General features: G+C 66.4%; 16 protein-coding genes. 12 read left to right on the top strand and 4 right to left on the bottom strand.

The features are described 5' to 3' along the window. On the bottom strand, window positions 1-303 hold the full coding sequence (locus VGQ44_02535; protein ID HEV8445662.1) for a hypothetical protein: 303 nt from the start codon (window positions 301-303) through the stop codon (window positions 1-3). A 386-nt stretch (window positions 304-689) separates the two neighbouring features. On the opposite strand from VGQ44_02535, the gene VGQ44_02540 reads away from it, so the two are divergent. The 6 genes from VGQ44_02540 (at window position 690) to VGQ44_02565 (ending at window position 5,768) form a co-directional block, all read left to right on the top strand. Next, the gene (locus VGQ44_02540) at window positions 690-1,262 is read left to right on the top strand and encodes a hypothetical protein (GenBank protein HEV8445663.1); all 573 of its coding nucleotides are present in this window, start codon (window positions 690-692) and stop codon (window positions 1,260-1,262) included. Window positions 1,263-1,345: 83 nt separating this feature from the next. Next, window positions 1,346-1,864, top strand: a complete 519-nt coding sequence (locus VGQ44_02545; GenBank protein ID HEV8445664.1) for a hypothetical protein — start codon at window positions 1,346-1,348, stop codon at window positions 1,862-1,864. A gap of 89 nt (window positions 1,865-1,953) precedes the next feature. After that, window positions 1,954-2,454, top strand: a complete 501-nt coding sequence (locus VGQ44_02550; GenBank protein HEV8445665.1) for a DinB family protein — start codon at window positions 1,954-1,956, stop codon at window positions 2,452-2,454. After that, the gene (locus VGQ44_02555; protein HEV8445666.1) at window positions 2,441-3,025 is read left to right on the top strand and encodes a pyridoxamine 5'-phosphate oxidase family protein; all 585 of its coding nucleotides are present in this window, start codon (window positions 2,441-2,443) and stop codon (window positions 3,023-3,025) included. Before VGQ44_02550 ends, VGQ44_02555 begins: the two co-directional genes overlap by 14 nt. A gap of 132 nt (window positions 3,026-3,157) precedes the next feature. After that, entirely contained in the window at window positions 3,158-5,374 is a 2,217-nt protein-coding gene (locus VGQ44_02560) for a penicillin acylase family protein (protein HEV8445667.1), read from the top strand. Window position 5,375: 1 nt separating this feature from the next. Beyond that, window positions 5,376-5,768 carry a DUF3224 domain-containing protein gene (locus VGQ44_02565; protein HEV8445668.1) on the top strand — a complete coding sequence of 131 codons (393 nt, stop codon included), beginning with the start codon at window positions 5,376-5,378 and terminating at the stop codon, window positions 5,766-5,768. On the opposite strand, the gene VGQ44_02570 is transcribed toward VGQ44_02565, so the two are convergent. Continuing rightward, on the bottom strand, window positions 5,747-7,363 hold the full coding sequence (locus VGQ44_02570; protein HEV8445669.1) for an ATP-binding protein: 1,617 nt from the start codon (window positions 7,361-7,363) through the stop codon (window positions 5,747-5,749). The genes VGQ44_02565 and VGQ44_02570 overlap by 22 nt on opposite strands. Before the next feature lie 171 nt (window positions 7,364-7,534). Between VGQ44_02570 and VGQ44_02575 the strand changes: the two genes are divergently transcribed. Further along, the gene (locus tag VGQ44_02575; protein HEV8445670.1) at window positions 7,535-8,074 is read left to right on the top strand and encodes a DUF1697 domain-containing protein; all 540 of its coding nucleotides are present in this window, start codon (window positions 7,535-7,537) and stop codon (window positions 8,072-8,074) included. Window positions 8,075-8,099: 25 nt separating this feature from the next. On the opposite strand, the gene VGQ44_02580 is transcribed toward VGQ44_02575, so the two are convergent. Further along, window positions 8,100-8,801 (bottom strand): energy transducer TonB, encoded by a 702-nt coding sequence (locus VGQ44_02580; protein HEV8445671.1) that lies wholly within the window; start codon window positions 8,799-8,801, stop codon window positions 8,100-8,102. A 387-nt stretch (window positions 8,802-9,188) separates the two neighbouring features. Here VGQ44_02580 and VGQ44_02585 point away from each other — a divergent pair, with 387 nt between their 5' ends. The 5 genes from VGQ44_02585 to VGQ44_02605 are packed head-to-tail and all read left to right on the top strand — an operon-like array spanning window position 9,189 to window position 14,191. Further along, window positions 9,189-9,851, top strand: coding sequence for a hypothetical protein (locus VGQ44_02585; protein ID HEV8445672.1), 663 nt, complete (start codon window positions 9,189-9,191; stop codon window positions 9,849-9,851). Further along, complete coding sequence (locus tag VGQ44_02590; GenBank protein HEV8445673.1) at window positions 9,851-11,008, top strand: alanine--glyoxylate aminotransferase family protein; 1,158 nt, start codon at window positions 9,851-9,853, stop codon at window positions 11,006-11,008. The genes VGQ44_02585 and VGQ44_02590 overlap by 1 nt, the downstream gene beginning before the upstream one ends. Continuing rightward, the gene (locus VGQ44_02595) at window positions 11,005-12,315 is read left to right on the top strand and encodes a dicarboxylate/amino acid:cation symporter (GenBank protein ID HEV8445674.1); all 1,311 of its coding nucleotides are present in this window, start codon (window positions 11,005-11,007) and stop codon (window positions 12,313-12,315) included. The genes VGQ44_02590 and VGQ44_02595 overlap by 4 nt, the downstream gene beginning before the upstream one ends. Beyond that, complete coding sequence (locus VGQ44_02600; protein ID HEV8445675.1) at window positions 12,312-13,658, top strand: aconitase/3-isopropylmalate dehydratase large subunit family protein; 1,347 nt, start codon at window positions 12,312-12,314, stop codon at window positions 13,656-13,658. The genes VGQ44_02595 and VGQ44_02600 overlap by 4 nt, the downstream gene beginning before the upstream one ends. After that, window positions 13,655-14,191 (top strand): 3-isopropylmalate dehydratase, encoded by a 537-nt coding sequence (locus VGQ44_02605; GenBank protein HEV8445676.1) that lies wholly within the window; start codon window positions 13,655-13,657, stop codon window positions 14,189-14,191. Before VGQ44_02600 ends, VGQ44_02605 begins: the two co-directional genes overlap by 4 nt. On the opposite strand, the gene VGQ44_02610 is transcribed toward VGQ44_02605, so the two are convergent. Further along, a complete protein-coding gene (locus tag VGQ44_02610) occupies window positions 14,126-15,073 on the bottom strand; it encodes a S8 family serine peptidase (protein HEV8445677.1) in 948 nt (315 codons plus the stop codon). The two genes, VGQ44_02605 and VGQ44_02610, sit on opposite strands and share 66 nt — an antisense overlap. Between the last annotated feature and the right edge of the window lie 261 nt (window positions 15,074-15,334).

The following is a 15,334-nucleotide window of genomic DNA, read 5'->3' on the forward strand; positions in this document are numbered from 1 at the left end:
TTACGGCGTCGCATCGAGCCGGTGGGGAGTTTGCGTCGAGCGGGCCGTGGCGATCGCGCGGTTCAGCGCCCCCTCCAGATAGGCCTGCGTAAGTCCGGTCGCCCAGTATAGAAGGTCCGCGCGGTTGGGTTGTTCCGTCTCGCGGGGCGTGCGCACGGTAGCCGACGGTCCGTCGGCCGAAACGAACTCGATCCACCCTTCCCACAAACCGTCGACCGCGCGAGCGCCGCATGCCCGCGGCGTCCACCGCGAGCCATCGGGGGCGGTAATCGTCGTATCGAAAGCGACAAGAACTTCCGTCATCTGAAACCTCCCGGCTGCTGAGCCTGGGACGCGAGCACTCACGTGCCGTGAAGAAGGACGCAGCTATCGTGCTACAAGCGGCGATGGGCCGTTACACGGGTGTTGGCGACGATCAAGAAGGCGGCGACGACCACCGATCCCATTCGATTCGTCATCCAGAGCGGTGACGCGATTCAGAACGGAAGCGAAGCGGCGCAACTCAACGTGAGTTATGCGCCGCTCATCAACCGCCGACCGCGTGACGCCCGTCACAGTTCGACTCCCGCCCGGCCCCCAATTCGCATGTTGCCAATGCGTCCGAGAACCCATCCAACGGGTATCGGGTACGCAACTCAGTTCCGAATCACACCGGACTGAGTTGTCTCACGCATCACGCAGGAGGCAGCATGCACGTACGCACTCTTCTTTCCGGTGCCGCGCTCGTCGTCGCGGTCGCGCCGATTGCCGCATCGCAGGTGACCATCACGCCGATGGCCGGCGGTTACATCGCGGCAAGCGACGTGAATCAGGTTTCGAGTGGCGCCCAGAGCCTCGTTCGCTCGCGCGACGGCACGCTGTCGCTCGGCGCGGCCATCGATTTCGGGATGCTCCGCGGGACGCTCGCCTACGCGTCGGGAACGACGATCAAGAACGCGAGCAGCCAGGAGCTCGGCAAAGGATCCATGCTCGCGACGACGGCCGATCTCGTGATTCGTCCGTTGCCGAGAATCCTCATCCAACCGTATCTGATCGCGGGCGCGGGCGAGAAGTTCTATCGCTACGACGAGAGCGCCAGCGTATTCACCGGCGGCAACACGAAAGCCTTTGGGCTGCACGGCGGCTTTGGCGCCGATGTCATGGTGGGATCAGTCGGCGTCGCCGGAGAGCTCACGGACTTCGTCAGCAAGGGCGCCGACGACAAGTGGAACGTGCACGACGCGTTCCTGATGGTCGGTCTCAAGCTCCGTCTCGGGAAGTAGCGGCCAGCGCCCAGCCTCACGGCGGGACGGCGCGTTCGTATCCGAGGGCGTCGTTCGGCCGATTTTCTTTTGCGTCACCACCCGTGCCTCAGATTCTCGTCGTGACCGGCGCGTCCGGCGCCGGTAAGACCGCGGCGGTGCGAGCCGTTGAAGCGCGCGCTCTGCCTGGCGTTTGCTGTTTCTACTTCGACTCGATCGGCGTGCCGAGCATGGAAGTCATGACGAGAGACTTCGGCGGCGGCGAGAAATGGCAGGCGCACGCTACAGCGCGGTGGATGGCGCGACTCGATGCGCTGCCCGGCGACGTCCATGTCGCGGTGCTCGATGGTCAGACGCGGCCAAGCGTGGTGTTCGAGGCGGCCAGGTCATGCGCCGGCGACGTACGCGTTGCGTTGCTCGACTGTTCCGCGGAAGCGCGTGCCGAGCGATTGTGTGGACCGCGCGGCCAACCGGAGTTGGTGAGCGGTCGGATGAACAATTGGGCCGCCTATCTGCGAGGCCAGGCCGACGCGCTTCGCTTGCCGATCATCGACACGACGACCCTCACAGTCGAAGAAGTCGCCGACGAGCTATCGATGCTGATACGGACGATGGCGCCGTAGCCCCGGTCCGACGTCGCTCCCATAGGAAGGGCTCGCTGAGGTGCCGCGGGACTGATCCGCAGTTGCGGTGAGTAGATTGCGACAGCGTCATGGAAATCCGCGATCCGAAGGTTTTCGTCGACTACCACGCGCGAATGCACGAACGCACCGAGCGTGTCATCGCGTGCGTCCCGCGCGACGATCTCGAGTGGGCGCCCGGTCAAGGACGCTTCTCGTTCGGCGACATGATTCGCCATCTCGCCGGAATCGAGCGCTTCATGTACGCGGAGGCGGCGGCTGGGCGTCCGAACCGCTACCCCGGCCACGGGCGCGATGTCGCCGACGGATACGACGCCGTGCTCGGGTACTACGCGCGCTTGCATCGCGAATCGCGCACGATCTTCGAGTCACTGAGCGCCGGCGCGTATCAGGAACGAGTTGCGACGCCGGCGGGAACGACGATCACCCTCTGGAAATGGCTGCGCGCGATGCTGGAGCACGAGGCGCATCATCGCGGCCAGATATACATGATGCTCGGCCTCCGCGGTGTGCCGACGCCGCCGATCTACGGATTGACCTCCGAGGAAGTCCGAGAACGTGCCGCGAAGTGAACCGGCGCCCATCGACGCGGACGTGCGCGCGGTCGTCGAATCGGCCCATCTCGTTTTCGCGGCGACGGTCACGCCGGACGGTCAACCGAACCTGTCGCCCAAGGGCACGATCCGCGTCTGGGACGACGGGCATCTGTTCTTCCTCGACATCGCGTCGCCCAAGACTCGCGCGAATCTGGAGCACAACCCAAAGATCGAGCTGAACGTCGTCGAGCACCTCTCACGGCGGGGTTACCGATTCTTCGGCACGGCGACTCTCCATCGCGACGACGACGTGTTCCGCGAGGCGTTGCGGCGCGTGTTCGCCGAAGAGAAGGCCGCGTATCCCGTCTCATGCGTCGTCCTCGTCGCGGTCGAGCGCAGGGAGGCGTTGGTCTCTCCCGGCTACATGCACGTCGACTCGGAACGGGCGATGCGCGAAGCGTGGCGCGTCCGCCGTGCGACGCTCGACGCATCGTTCGACGATCACGCCAGCGCACAGCCTTTTACTCCCGAACCTCACGAGCCGGCCGCCCCCGCTCACGCCCCGGCCCCTGCCCCCGCCCCCGCCCCGTCGGACGGCGCCGACTGAGCCTCCGCGTTCGCGTAGGCGTTCTGGCGATTCTCCCGCCCGGTGCGTAGCCTTTTCTCACGACTGGAAGCACCCGACGCTGGCGCGCCGACATGGATCGCGTACGCACCCATAATAGAGTCAGGATCCGCCATGAAGTCCGCAAAGAAGAGCGCATTCATCGTGATCGCCGCCGCCGCCATTCCGGCGATCGTTGCTCCCCGCTCCGCGGTTGCCCAGCAGCCGACTGCCGCCGAACTGGCCGCATGGAAGCGCCAAGCGCAGAACGTGACGATCACCCGTGACGATTGGGGGATCGCGCACATCCGCGGCAAGACGGACGCGGACGCGATCTTCGGACTCGAGTACGCGCAGGCCGAAGACGACTTCAATCGCGTCGAGACGAACTACATCAACGCCATGGGCCGGCTCGCCGAGGCGGAAGGCGAATCGCAGATCTACCGCGACCTTCGCATGAAGCTCTTCATCAATCCCGATACGCTCAAGGCGCTCTACGCCAAGAGTCCGGATTGGCTCAAGAAGCTCATGAACGCGTACGCCGACGGCTTGAACTATTACCTCGCGACGCATCCCAACGTCACGCCGCGGGTCATCAAGCACTTCGAGCCGTGGATGGCGCTCTCGTTCACCGAAGGCAGCATCGGCGGCGACATCGAGAAGGTGAATCTCAACCAGCTCGAGGCGTTCTACGGCGGCCACGCGCCCGCGAGCACGTCGGGTGCCGACGAGGAAGAAGATCTGTACAAGGAGCCCAGCGGCTCGAACGGGGTCGCGATCGCGGCGGCGAACACCGTGAACCACCACGCGCTGCTGCTCATCAATCCTCACACGTCGTTCTTCTTCCGCTCCGAAGTGCAGGTGACGAGCGACGAAGGGCTCAACGCGTATGGCGCGGTCACGTGGGGCCAGATCTTCGTCTATCAAGGATTCAACCAGCACGTCGGGTGGATGCATACGTCGAGCGGCGTCGACGCCGAGGACGAATTCCTCGAGACGGTCACCAAGCAGGGCAACGGCTACGTCTACAAGCACGGCGACAAGGAGCTACCCGTCGTCTCGGCCAAAATCTCGGTGCCGTACCGAACCGAGTCCGGCATGGCGACGAAGGATTTCACGGTCTACTACACGCAGCACGGCCCAGTCGTCCGCGAGCTGAACGGAAAGTGGGTAGCCGTCGCGCTGATGAACGAGCCCGTGCAAGCGCTCACGCAGTCGTACACGCGCACGAAGGCGACCGATTTCAAATCCTATCGCCAGTCGTTCGAGCTCCACACGAATTCATCGAACAACACGATCTTCGCCGACGCGGCGGGCGACATCGCGTACTTCCACGGCAACTACATCCCCAAGCGCGACCCGAAGTTCGACTGGACGCGTCCGGTCGACGGCAGCGACCCGGCCACCGACTACAAGGGTCTGCTCTCCGTCGACGAGACGCCGCACCTGTTCAACCCGGCCAGCGGCTGGATCTACAACAGCAACAACTGGCCGTGGTCGGCGGCGGGGCCATCGAGCCCGAAACAATCCGACTTTCCCGCGTACGTCGAAACGGGGCGCGCCGAGCAGCCGCGCGGATACCACGCGCTCAAGGTGCTCTCGGGTCGGAAGGACTTCACGATGGACAACCTGCTCACGACGGTGGCGTTCGATAGCTACATGCCGTCGTTCGAAAAGATGATTCCGCCGCTCATCAAAGCGTTCGACGCGACGCCGGCGTCCGATCCGATCAAGGCCAAGGTGGCCGACCAAATCGCCGTGCTGCGTCCGTGGGACTATCGCTGGGGCGCGAACTCGGTCGCGACGTCGCTCGCCGTGTTCTGGGGCGAGGACGTGACGCGTCGAGTGAGCACCGGCCGCCGGGGTGGCGGCGGTGGTAGTGCTGAAGACCTCGTCGTGGCCGCGCCGGCAGCGACGCTGTTGCAATCGCTGGCTGCGGCGAGCGACAAGCTCACGGCCGACTTCGGCAAGTGGAACACGCCCTGGGGCGACATCAACCGCTTCCAACGCATCAACGACGACATCAACTCGAAGTTTGACGACACAGGGCCGAGTATCCCGGTGCCGTTTGCGTCGGCGCGTTGGGGAACGCTCGCGTCGTTCGGCGCGCGCGCCTACCCCAACACCAAGAAGTGGTATGGCACTAGTGGCAATAGCTTCGTCGCGGTCGTCGAATTCGGCGACAGCGTTCGCGCGCGCGCGGTGACCGCCGGCGGTGAGAGCGGCGACCCCAAGTCGAAGCATTTCAACGACGAGGCGACGCGCTACGCGAGCGGCAACCTGCGCGAGGTGTACTTCTATCCGTCGCAGCTAAAAGGCCACACCGAACGCGTGTATCACCCGGGAGAGTAGTGTGCCTCGCGCCGCCGGAACGTTCGATGTGAAGCTGGCGCCACAGCCAAGCGGTATCGCGGGAGACGCCGTCGGTCGCTTTTCGATCGACAAGCGATTCGACGGCGACCTCACCGGTACGAGCAAGGGAGAGATGCTCAGCGCCGGCTCTCCCGCGAAGGGTTCGGCGGGCTACGTCGCGATGGAATGCGTGACCGGCGCGTTAGGCGGACGTGACGGCACGTTCGTCCTTCAGCACACGGCGACGATGCACCGCGGCACCAATCAACTCTCGATCCACGTCGTCCCTCAGTCGGGCACGGGCGGTCTTGCCGGCCTGAGCGGTACGTTTACCATCGTCATCGCCGATGGTAAACACTCATACGAATTCGACTACGAGCTGGCCGCCGGCTGAGCCGCGCCCGCCTGTGGCAGGCTTTGCGAATGGGCGTCGTCCGACCGGTCGATGCGCGCGTCCGGCGCCGCGCGCGGCAACTCGAGGGTGAACGTCGAGCCCTCCCCCGGAATGCTTTCGGCGGTGAGCTCGCCCCCCATGCCGCGAGCGAGATCGCGGCTGATCGCGAGGCTCAGCCCAGTGCCATCCAGGTGTCGCACCGTTCCTTCGGGCTCCTGACTAAACGGCTCGAACACGCGGCGAAGCCGAACCGCCGCAATGCCGAGTCCGGTGTCGCGGACGGTAACCGCGAGCGCGTCGCGGTTCGCCGGCGATTCGGACACACCGATCGTGAGCCGACCGCCGGCTCGCGTGAACTTGACGGCGTTCGTCAACAGGTTCCTTAGAATTTGACGCAGCTTTTCGCCGTCCGCCGCGGCGATCAACGGGGGCGCGTCCGATGGCGGAAGTCTCAGCTCGTGAGTGAGCTCTCCCCGCCGGATCAAGGGCTCGAAGCCCTCGACCACGTCTTTCACGAGCGCCGACAGGTCGATCTCTTCGCCGACGAACTCCATTTGACCGGATTCGAGGCGAGCCAGGTTGAGGACGTCGTTCACCAACATGAGCAGGTGGTGCTGGCTGCGCGCGATGCGCGCCAACGCGTCGCGCTGCGCTTCCGTGACCGGCCCGTGCAGCTCGAGCTCGATGAGCTGTACGTGTCCGCCGATCGCGTTGAGCGGCGTGCGCAACTCGTGGCTCATCAACGACAGGAACTCGGCCTTCGCCCGATTTGCCGCCTCGGCCTCGGCGCGGGCCTCTCGCTCGAGTCGCAAAAGACGCTCGCGATCGACGCTCGCCCTTTGCAGTTGCTCCTCGATCACCTTGCGAGCGACGAGGGCATCGCGCAGGCGGCCCTCGAGCATCTTCCGTTCTTCCAGCTCGCGCTCCAGCTCCGCAGCTCGTTCGGCGGGCGAACGTGGCGGAGGGCCGTCAGAGTCGGCGAGGGGCGGAATCGCGGCGTCGTCAGCCGAGCGGATCTGGTCGAGATATTGGCCGGCGCGCTCGGCGGATCCAGTCACGGTCAGGAATTCGCCGCCGACGTCGCTCGAGAGCACGAGCAGCGGCTGCTCGCCGGTCAGTCCCGCCCATAACTCCTCGAGGCGAACGGCTGCCTGGGTGTTGCCGTCCTGCCAGAGCAGGCTGACCATCTCGCCGAAGGCGCGAACCGCACTCCCATGGTTCGCCGCGCACAACCGTTCGACGGCCGCGCCGACCGAGTGACTGAATTTGTGAGCGTCCGGAAACTCGCCGACCATGAATGTGGAGAGTGTCGCCCGCGCGTCGAGCAGCGTGAGGCGCGACTCTCGCTCGAGGTAATCCACGTCGAGCCCACGCTCGCGGAGTCGGTCGCACATCGCTTCGCGCCGCGTCGGGGTGGCAAACACCAGGGCCGGCTCGCCGGAGGCGATCCCGTCGGCGAGGAATCCGGCGGCGGCGATCGTCAGCACGTCGTCATCCTGGCAATAGCGCAGGACGTGAGTCGACCGCGAATACTGGTCGGCGGCCGATCGCGATGTTGCGCCCGAACTGACCGGTCGCGCAGTGCTCAGGTGCATTTCGGGTCCTCGCAACCTCGAAACTCCACGACCTTCTCGCCGACGCGGCACCGATCCGAGCGGTCGCTCTTCGCGGACTCGACGCGGCGCGAGAAAGGTGATAGTAATCAATCTCTCTGCTGCTCGCGTGTCAGGCGAGTTCGACCGTGAGCGCAGCGACTTCACGAAAACGTGAGGCCTTCCATCGCCAAACACATCGCGCTCCTCCGCGCCATCAACGTCGGCGGGCGCACGGTCAAGATGGATCATCTGCGCGAGCTCTTTGCCGAGCTCGGCTTTCGTAACGTCGGGACGCTCATCGCGAGCGGGAACGTCGCGTTCGATGCCACCACGGCCGAAGCCGCCAAGCTGGAATCCAAGATCGAGCGGCACCTTCACACACGCCTCGGGTTTCTGAGCGAGACATATGTTCGCTCGCGCTCCGACTTGGAAGCTGTGATCGCGCACACGGCCTTTCCGGCCGCGACCGTAAAATCAGCCCACGCACTTTGGATCGCGTTCATGAAGAAGGAGCCGACGCGCGCCGCGGTCGAGACACTCATGACGCTGCGCTGCCCCACGGAGGAATTCCACGTGCGCGGCCGCGAGGTCTATTGGCTCCGCCGCCGCACCAGCACGGAGTCGCAGTTCAAGGGCTCGCTGGACAAGATCCTCGGCCAGCCCGTGACCGCGCGCAACATCACGACGGTTCGCAAGCTCGCCGAGATGTAGCGTGCGGGGGGGGCAGCGTCGATCGCTATTTCGCGATCTGGAATTCGAAAGGCATCTCGGCGAGCGCGCGGACGCGATGTCCGCCCACTTCGGCCGGCTTGAAGCGGAACGCCGGAAGCGCCTCGCGAGCCGCGCGCGTGAACAGATCGTGTGAGCTCGCCAGCACCGTCACACTGTTCATCTCGACCCGTCCGGTCGTGTCAACGGTGAATCGGATGAGCACATGTCCGTCGATTGCCGCTTGGCGCAGCGATTCCGGATACCGCGGCTTTCCAGACGCGAGGATTCTGGTCTGAAGATCGGCGCCGACCCACTCTCGCGATTCGTTCCGTTCCTCGCCGCCGACCGTGCTCGCGAGCCCAGGGGTCGACCTGCCACTCCCGATCACGATGCTGTCGATACCGCGCCCGAACGACGAATCGATCGGCGGCAGGTGGTCGAGGATCAAGGTTGGCGCGTCGATACGATGAATCGGTATGGAGGCGACGGCGACCGGTCCGGGCATCGGATCGCGAACCGTCGTCGTGTGCGTCGTCGGCCGCGGCGGAGGAGGCGTGTTCTTGAAATGAATTATGACGCCCGCCGATTTTTCCTTCGGCACCGCTGTTCCGTGGACCGTCGTGGCCGTGATTGCACCGATGATCGCCAAGTGCACCGCCACGCTCACCGCCGCACCTCCCGGCCGGCGACGTCGCGTTGCGCGAGATTCGAGGAGCGTTCCGAACATGCTGGTAGCCTCCACAATCGGGTGACCGCCGAGCGGCAAAGTGTCGCTCGGCGCCACGTTACCACCGCCCGATTGCACCCTCATTGTGAGGCGATGAGGCCGTCGTGAGTCCTCGATGAGGAACACATCGACGCACGATGAGCATCGTCTGAAGTTCGAATTAGGCGCGGATTAAGACGACGGCTTCTCCGACGGCAAGCCCTGTTGGTTTCACGAGATAGCCGCGCGGTTGACGGCCGCTCCCTTCCATTGATTGGCGCGATTCGCCATCGTCTATCGATCCGTGCCGAACCCCCCCCGCCCCCCCCCTGCTCCCCCGACCACACAACCGCGTCGCGCATGCCGGCCCCCCCACCTCCCCCATCGCCCTCGTCAGTCGGTCCGAAGTTGGGTTTTCGTATCGGCACCGCGCCGGCTCGGCTCCCCGACGCACTCGTCGAACGGTTTCGCGGAATCGCCGCGGCGAACGTCGCCGACGCCATGGGACGATTCAACTTCATGGATCCAGGAATCCTCTCGCGCACCGGACTGTCGGTGTGCGGGCGCGCTGTCACTGTGCGCTGCCGCCCGGCCGACAACCTCATGGTTCACAAGGCGCTGCAGATCGCCGAACCCGGGGACGTGATCGTCGTCGCGACGTGCGGCAACACGACGAGTGCCGTGTTCGGTGAGTTGATGTGCCATACGGCAGCCGCCAAGAAGATCGGCGGCATCGTCGTCGACGGCGCGATTCGCGACGTCGACGGAATTCGCCGGCTCGGTCTTCCCGCATTCAGCCGATCGGTGAGCCCCGGCGCGTGCGACAAGGACGGCCCCGGCGAGATCAACCTTCCGATCGCGTGCGGCGACACCGTCGTCATGCCCGGCGACCTCGTGGTCGGCGACAAGGACGGCGTCGCCGTGGTCCCGCGCGACGACGCGGAAGCGGTGCTCACCGCGGTCGGCGAGCTGATGGCGCGCGAAACGGCGCGCATCGCCGAAATCGGACGCGGCATGCTGTACCGCGCCGAGATCGACGAATCACTCAGGAAGAAAGGCGTGATCGAGTGATGCAGCATTTTGATGTCGAGGAGCCGTTGCTGCTCATGACTCCAGGCCCAACGCGCGTGCCCGAGCGCGTGCTTCACGCGGGCGCGCGTCCGATGATCCACCATCGCACGCCGGAGTTCTCCCGCGAGCTGGCGGTCGCCCTCGAGTTGCTACGGCCCGTCTTCGGGACAATGGAGACGCCGCTCCCGATCCACACGACGGGTCGCGGCGCGCTCGAGGCGGCGATCTGCAATTTGTTTTCGCCCGGCGACGAAATCGTCGCGTGCTGCAACGGCAAGTTCGGCGAGATGTGGGCGCGTCTTGCCGAGACGTATGGCGTGGTCGCCCATCGCGTCGCCACGCGATGGGAGCTGGGCGTTGATCCGCGCGAGCTCGAGGGAGCGCTCGACCAGTATCCACGAGCCCGCGCGATCACGCTCGCGTTTGGCGATTCGTCGACCGGAGTCGCCAACGACGTCGAGTCTGTCGCGCGCATTGCACGGTCGCGGGGCAAGCTCGTGCTGGTCGATGGCGTCTCGGCCATCGGCGGGATGCCGTTCGCGTTCGATGACTGGGGAGTGGACGTCGCCGTCACCGCGACGCAGAAATGCTTGATGTCGGCGCCCGGGCTTTCTTGGGCCGTGCTCAGCGAGCGCGCATGGTCCGCGCATGAATCGTCGAAGTTGCCGCGGAGCTACTGGGACTTTGGCGCCGTGAAGCGATCGGTCGGCAAAGCGAAGCCGGAGACGCCCGGTACGCCGCCTGTCGCGATCGTGCTGCAAGTCGCCGAGGCGCTGCGCATGATCCACGAAGAAGGCCTCGATGCCGTCTACGCGCGCCACGGGGCGCTCGCCCGGCGCGTTCGCGAAGGTGTCGACGCGCTCGGACTTTCGCTCCAGTGTCCCGAGCTGCCTCGTCTCTCGGCGACGATGACGGCGATCGCGCTTCCCGCTGGCATCGAGCCGCGCGCGTTGCGCGAACGAATCAAGGCGCGCGGAATTCTCACCGCCGGCGGCCTCGGACCGTTCGAGTCGATCGGCTTTCGCGTTGGCCATATGGGCGACATCCGAATGACGGATGTCGAGCGCACCTTGGACGCGTTGCGACACTCGCTCGATGAGGCGCGTGTGAGCGCGCCGGCCAACGCATCCAGACCTGAGCGAGCCGTCGCCTCGTGAGACTCGAGCGGAAGATCCTGTTGGGATTCGGCGCCGGCGTCGTCGTCGGCCTCGTCGCGCGCGCGCCAGGGATGAGCGCCTTCGCGACCGCGGTGTCGGCTCTCGAGCCCGTCGGCACGGTGTTCATCCGCCTCATCACGATGGTCGTCGTGCCGCTCGTCGTCGCCAGCGTGTTCGTCGGCGTGGCGTCGCTCGGCGATATCCGATCGCTCGGGCGTGTGGGCGCGAAGACGCTGTTCTTCTTTTTCGGGACGACGCTCGTCGCCGCGCTGATCGGGCTTCTCGTCGCGAGCACGGCGAACGTCGGCGGGGGGGCCGGATTTACGATTCCGACGGCAGACGCTGCGCACGCGACCGGTGCGGCAGCGACGCCCGCCGTGCCGGGAGTCGTGCAGACGCTGATCAACCTCGTGCCGCAGAATCCGTTCGCCGCGGCCGCGCAAGGCGGGGCCGATCTCCTGCCGTTGATCGTCGCGGTGTGTTTTTTCGGCGCCGCGGCGACGGTCGTCGAAGCCCACCGGCGCGAACCGGTCGTGCGATTCTTTCAGGGCGTAAACGAGATGGCGATGGTCGTCGTCGGCTGGCTCATGCAGCTCGCGCCGTACGGCGTTTTCGCGCTCATCGCCGCCGCCGTCGCGCGATCGGGCGTCGGGTTGCTCGACCAACTGCTCACGTTCGGCGTCGTCGTGGTGGTCGCGCTGTTCGTGCACGTGGTCGTTACGCTCATTCCGATCTTGCGGCTCGGCGCGCGCCGGCCTCTCCGCGAGTTCTTCCGAGCGACGTCCGACGCGCTCTTTCTCGCGTTCTCAACGGCGTCGTCCAACGCGACGCTCCCCGTCAGCATGGCCGCGGCGACGGATCGGCTGAATGTGCCGAGCGACATCACGAGCTTCGTGTTACCGGCGGGTGCGTCGCTCAACAAGAACGGGTCAGCCGCATACAAGGCCGTCACCGCCGTGTTCATCGCCCATCTCTACGGTCTGCCGCTCACCGCGGGCGCGATGGTCACGATCGTCCTGATGGCGACGATCGCCGCGTTCGCAGGCGCCGGCGTTCCGGGCAGCTCGCTGGTCACGACACTCATCGTGCTGAACGCGATCGGGCTCGGCCCGCGGGCGGCGGCCGGCATGGCGCTCGTTGCCGCGATCGACCGTCCGCTCGACATGTGCCGCTCGGCGGTGAACACCATGAGCAATCTCGTCGGCGCCGCGTGGGTCGCGAAGACCGAGCGGGTCGCGGCCACGAGTGGCGCGTTCGCGCCGAGTCCGGCGATCGAGCCGTCACCCGCGTCGATGACCATCGAATGATGTCTTCGCGCGGCAAGACGATCAGCGAGAGGATTCTGTCGGCCAAGTCCGGCAGCGACGCGCGGGCCGGTGACGTTGTCGTCTGCGACGTGGATCTCGTCATCGGCACCGATGCATCCACGCCGATGACCATCGGGTACTTCGAGAAGATGGGCGGCGAACGCGTGTTCGACGCGAGCCGAGTCGTGTTTTCACTCGACCACTATTCTCCGCCCTCGACGCCGAAGACCGCCGCGTTTCACGATCAGGTGCGCGCGTTCGCGCGCCGGCACGGCGTTACCGTGTTCGAGGTCGGCGAAGGCATCAGCCACCAGGTCGCGCCTGAGCGCGGGCGCGTGTTGCCGGGCGATTTGGTCATCGGCGCCGACAGCCACACCGTCACGTGTGGCGCGCTCAACGCGTTTGCCACGGGACTCGGCTCCTCGGACATCGCGGCGGCGTTGATCACCGGGCGAACGTGGCTTCGCGTGCCCGAGACGATCCGCGTCGAGCTCGCGGGCTCGCGTCCGCCCGGGCTCGCGGCCAAGGACGTCGGTCTGGCGCTGATCGCAACGCTGACCTCCGAGGGCGCGAACTATCGGTCGGTGGAGTTCCACGGAGAGAGCACCCGAGCGTTCTCGCTCGACGAGCGCATGGTGTTGTCGAACCTGTCCGTGGAGGGCGGCGCGAAAGCGGCGATCTGGAGCGTCGACGACGTGACGACCGCGTACCTGATTGAGAGGGTGGACGGGTGGACGGGTGAACTGGTTGACGGAGGCACCGCCGCAGAGCGGGCCGCTCTCCGATCTCGTGCTGTCCACCCGTCCACCCATCCACCCGTCCACCCGGATCCCGACGCGACCTACGCGCGCCGGCTGCGGCTCGACCTCGCGACCCTGTCGCCTCGCGTCTCCGTTCCGCACGACCCGACCGACGTCGTGAGCGTCGCCGACGCGGCCGGCACGCCGGTGCACATGGTCTTTCTCGGTACGTGCACGGGCGGCCGCGTCTCCGATTTTCACGAGGCGGTTCACGTGCTCGAGCGCGCCGGCGGCCGCGTCGCCCCGGGCGTGCAGCTGGTCGTGACGCCGGCGTCGCGTGAGGTGCTGCTCACGCTGGTCGACGACGGCACGCTCGCCAAGCTCACGGCGATGGGCGCCATCGTCACCACGCCGGGCTGCGGCGCGTGTTGCGGAACGAGCGGCGCGATCCCCGGCGACGGAATGAACGTCCTCTCGACGGCGAATCGAAACTTCAAGGCGCGCATGGGCAACGCGACGGCGTCGATCTATCTCGCGTCGCCGGCCACGTGCGCAGCGTCGGCCGCGACCGGACGCATCACGGACCCGCGGGAGGTCGCGTGACGCGAATTGCTTTCGACGGACGCGCCCGGGTCTTCGGCGACGACGTCAACACCGACTACATCATCGCGTCGACACGCAAGCGCGACACGCTCGACGAGAGCGTCTTGAAGCGCTACTTGCTCGAGGCGGTCGATCCGAGCTTCGCGGCGTCCGTCCAACCGGGCGACCTCATCGTCGGCGGCGCGAACTTTGGATGCGGGTCGGCGATGGAGATCGCGGCCACCGTCATCCTCGCCGCCGGCATCAAGGCCGTGTTGGCCAAGAGCTTCGCGCGGACCTTCTATCGCAACGCGGTGAACAACGCGCTTCTTCCGATCGAGTGCGACACGAGCACCATTCGCGAAGGCGACTTGCTGCGTGTCTCGTTCGACGACGGGCGTGCCACCGTGACGATCGCCGGCCGGAACGAAACGCTAGCCGCCACGCCATTGGCGCCGCTCATGGCCGCCGTACTTTCGGCGGGGGGCTTAGTACCGTACGTGCGGAGCGGCGGCTACGGTGCGAACCGCGGAGCCGACGTACACAAGCGGTGAACGCGCGGTAGCGAGCCCGCCCGCGGAGCTAGCCAGGCGCTCGTCGACGACCGACGGCGTCGCCTCTTGCAGCAATTGCATGATGACTTCGTCGGGCGACGCGTCCGGATAGCGCTCGAAGATCAAGCTCGCCGCGCCGCTCACATACCCCGCAGCCATCGACGTTCCGTTCCAAGGCGTGGTCGTGGGGCCCTCACGATCGAAGCCGGGAAGGAGAACAGAATCGCCCGGTGCGTAGAGATCGACGCACGGACCCCACGCGGTGCCCCTCGCGCGAACGTCCTGCCAGTGGTGATCCGCGTCCTTCGACGGGACGAGCGCGCTCGCGCCCACGACCAACGCGCGCGGTGCGTTCGCCGGCGACACGTGGCACGCATCGATGTCGAAGTTTCCAGCGGCGACGACGACGAGGATGCCCGCATCGCGCAACATCACGAGCGCGCTGTCCACCTCGGGCACGTTGCGCGTCGTGTCGACCGCGAACGACCAGTTCGCGATGGCCGGTTGCCCGGGATGGCGGCGATGGTCCTGTACGGTCCAACGCGCGGCGTCGACGATGGCGCCGACCGAACCGCGCATGTGATCGCAGTTGATGATCTTGACGTCGACGATCTGCGCCTCGGACGCGACGCCGAGCGTCGCACCCGCCGCTGCGCCGGCGACCGCCGTTCCGTGCGCGTTGCAAATGCGCGGGTTGCTGGGAAATGCATCGAAGCCAACTCGGACGCGTCCCGCCAGCTCGGCATGCTGGTCACTGACGCCGCCGTCGAAGACGTAGATGGCTACGCCGCGACCAGTGCCGGAACGCCGCATGGTGCTGTCGAGTCGCGGCTCGCGCTTGGTGATGCGATCGAGCGCCCTCGAGCGCGTGCGCAGCGACATTCCGTCGGCGAGGTCGGGCAGCGAAACCCCGGACAGGACGAACGTCTCCGCGGGGTGGAAATTCCCCCCCGCGGAGCCGCGCGAGAGCGCGCAGGCCGTCGAGGCGATGACAACAGTCGCCGTAAAGCTCCGTCCGATATGCGGCAGGACGCCCTCCCGTGTCGCGGCGTCGAGCTACCCCGGCGCCGCGCCGGTCGCGGCCCCTTTCATTGCATATCGGCACGTCCCGCCTTTTCTAAAGTCGCGGCGGGCGGCACGTCT

The sequence above is a fragment of the Gemmatimonadaceae bacterium genome (assembly GCA_036003045.1).
Lineage (GTDB): Bacteria > Gemmatimonadota > Gemmatimonadetes > Gemmatimonadales > Gemmatimonadaceae > JAQBQB01.

Coding starts and splice junctions, on each gene's coding strand:
- VGQ44_02590 (HEV8445673.1), top strand. CDS start 9,851: ATGCAGCATTTTGATGTCGAGGAGCCGTTGCTGCTCATGACTCCAGGC.
- VGQ44_02580 (HEV8445671.1), bottom strand. CDS start 8,801: ATGTTCGGAACGCTCCTCGAATCTCGCGCAACGCGACGTCGCCGGCCG.
- VGQ44_02560 (HEV8445667.1), top strand. CDS start 3,158: ATGAAGTCCGCAAAGAAGAGCGCATTCATCGTGATCGCCGCCGCCGCC.
- VGQ44_02550 (HEV8445665.1), top strand. CDS start 1,954: ATGGAAATCCGCGATCCGAAGGTTTTCGTCGACTACCACGCGCGAATG.
- VGQ44_02535 (HEV8445662.1), bottom strand. CDS start 303: ATGACGGAAGTTCTTGTCGCTTTCGATACGACGATTACCGCCCCCGAT.
- VGQ44_02540 (HEV8445663.1), top strand. CDS start 690: ATGCACGTACGCACTCTTCTTTCCGGTGCCGCGCTCGTCGTCGCGGTC.
- VGQ44_02610 (HEV8445677.1), bottom strand. CDS start 15,073: ATGTCGCTGCGCACGCGCTCGAGGGCGCTCGATCGCATCACCAAGCGC.
- VGQ44_02600 (HEV8445675.1), top strand. CDS start 12,312: ATGATGTCTTCGCGCGGCAAGACGATCAGCGAGAGGATTCTGTCGGCC.
- VGQ44_02570 (HEV8445669.1), bottom strand. CDS start 7,363: ATGCACCTGAGCACTGCGCGACCGGTCAGTTCGGGCGCAACATCGCGA.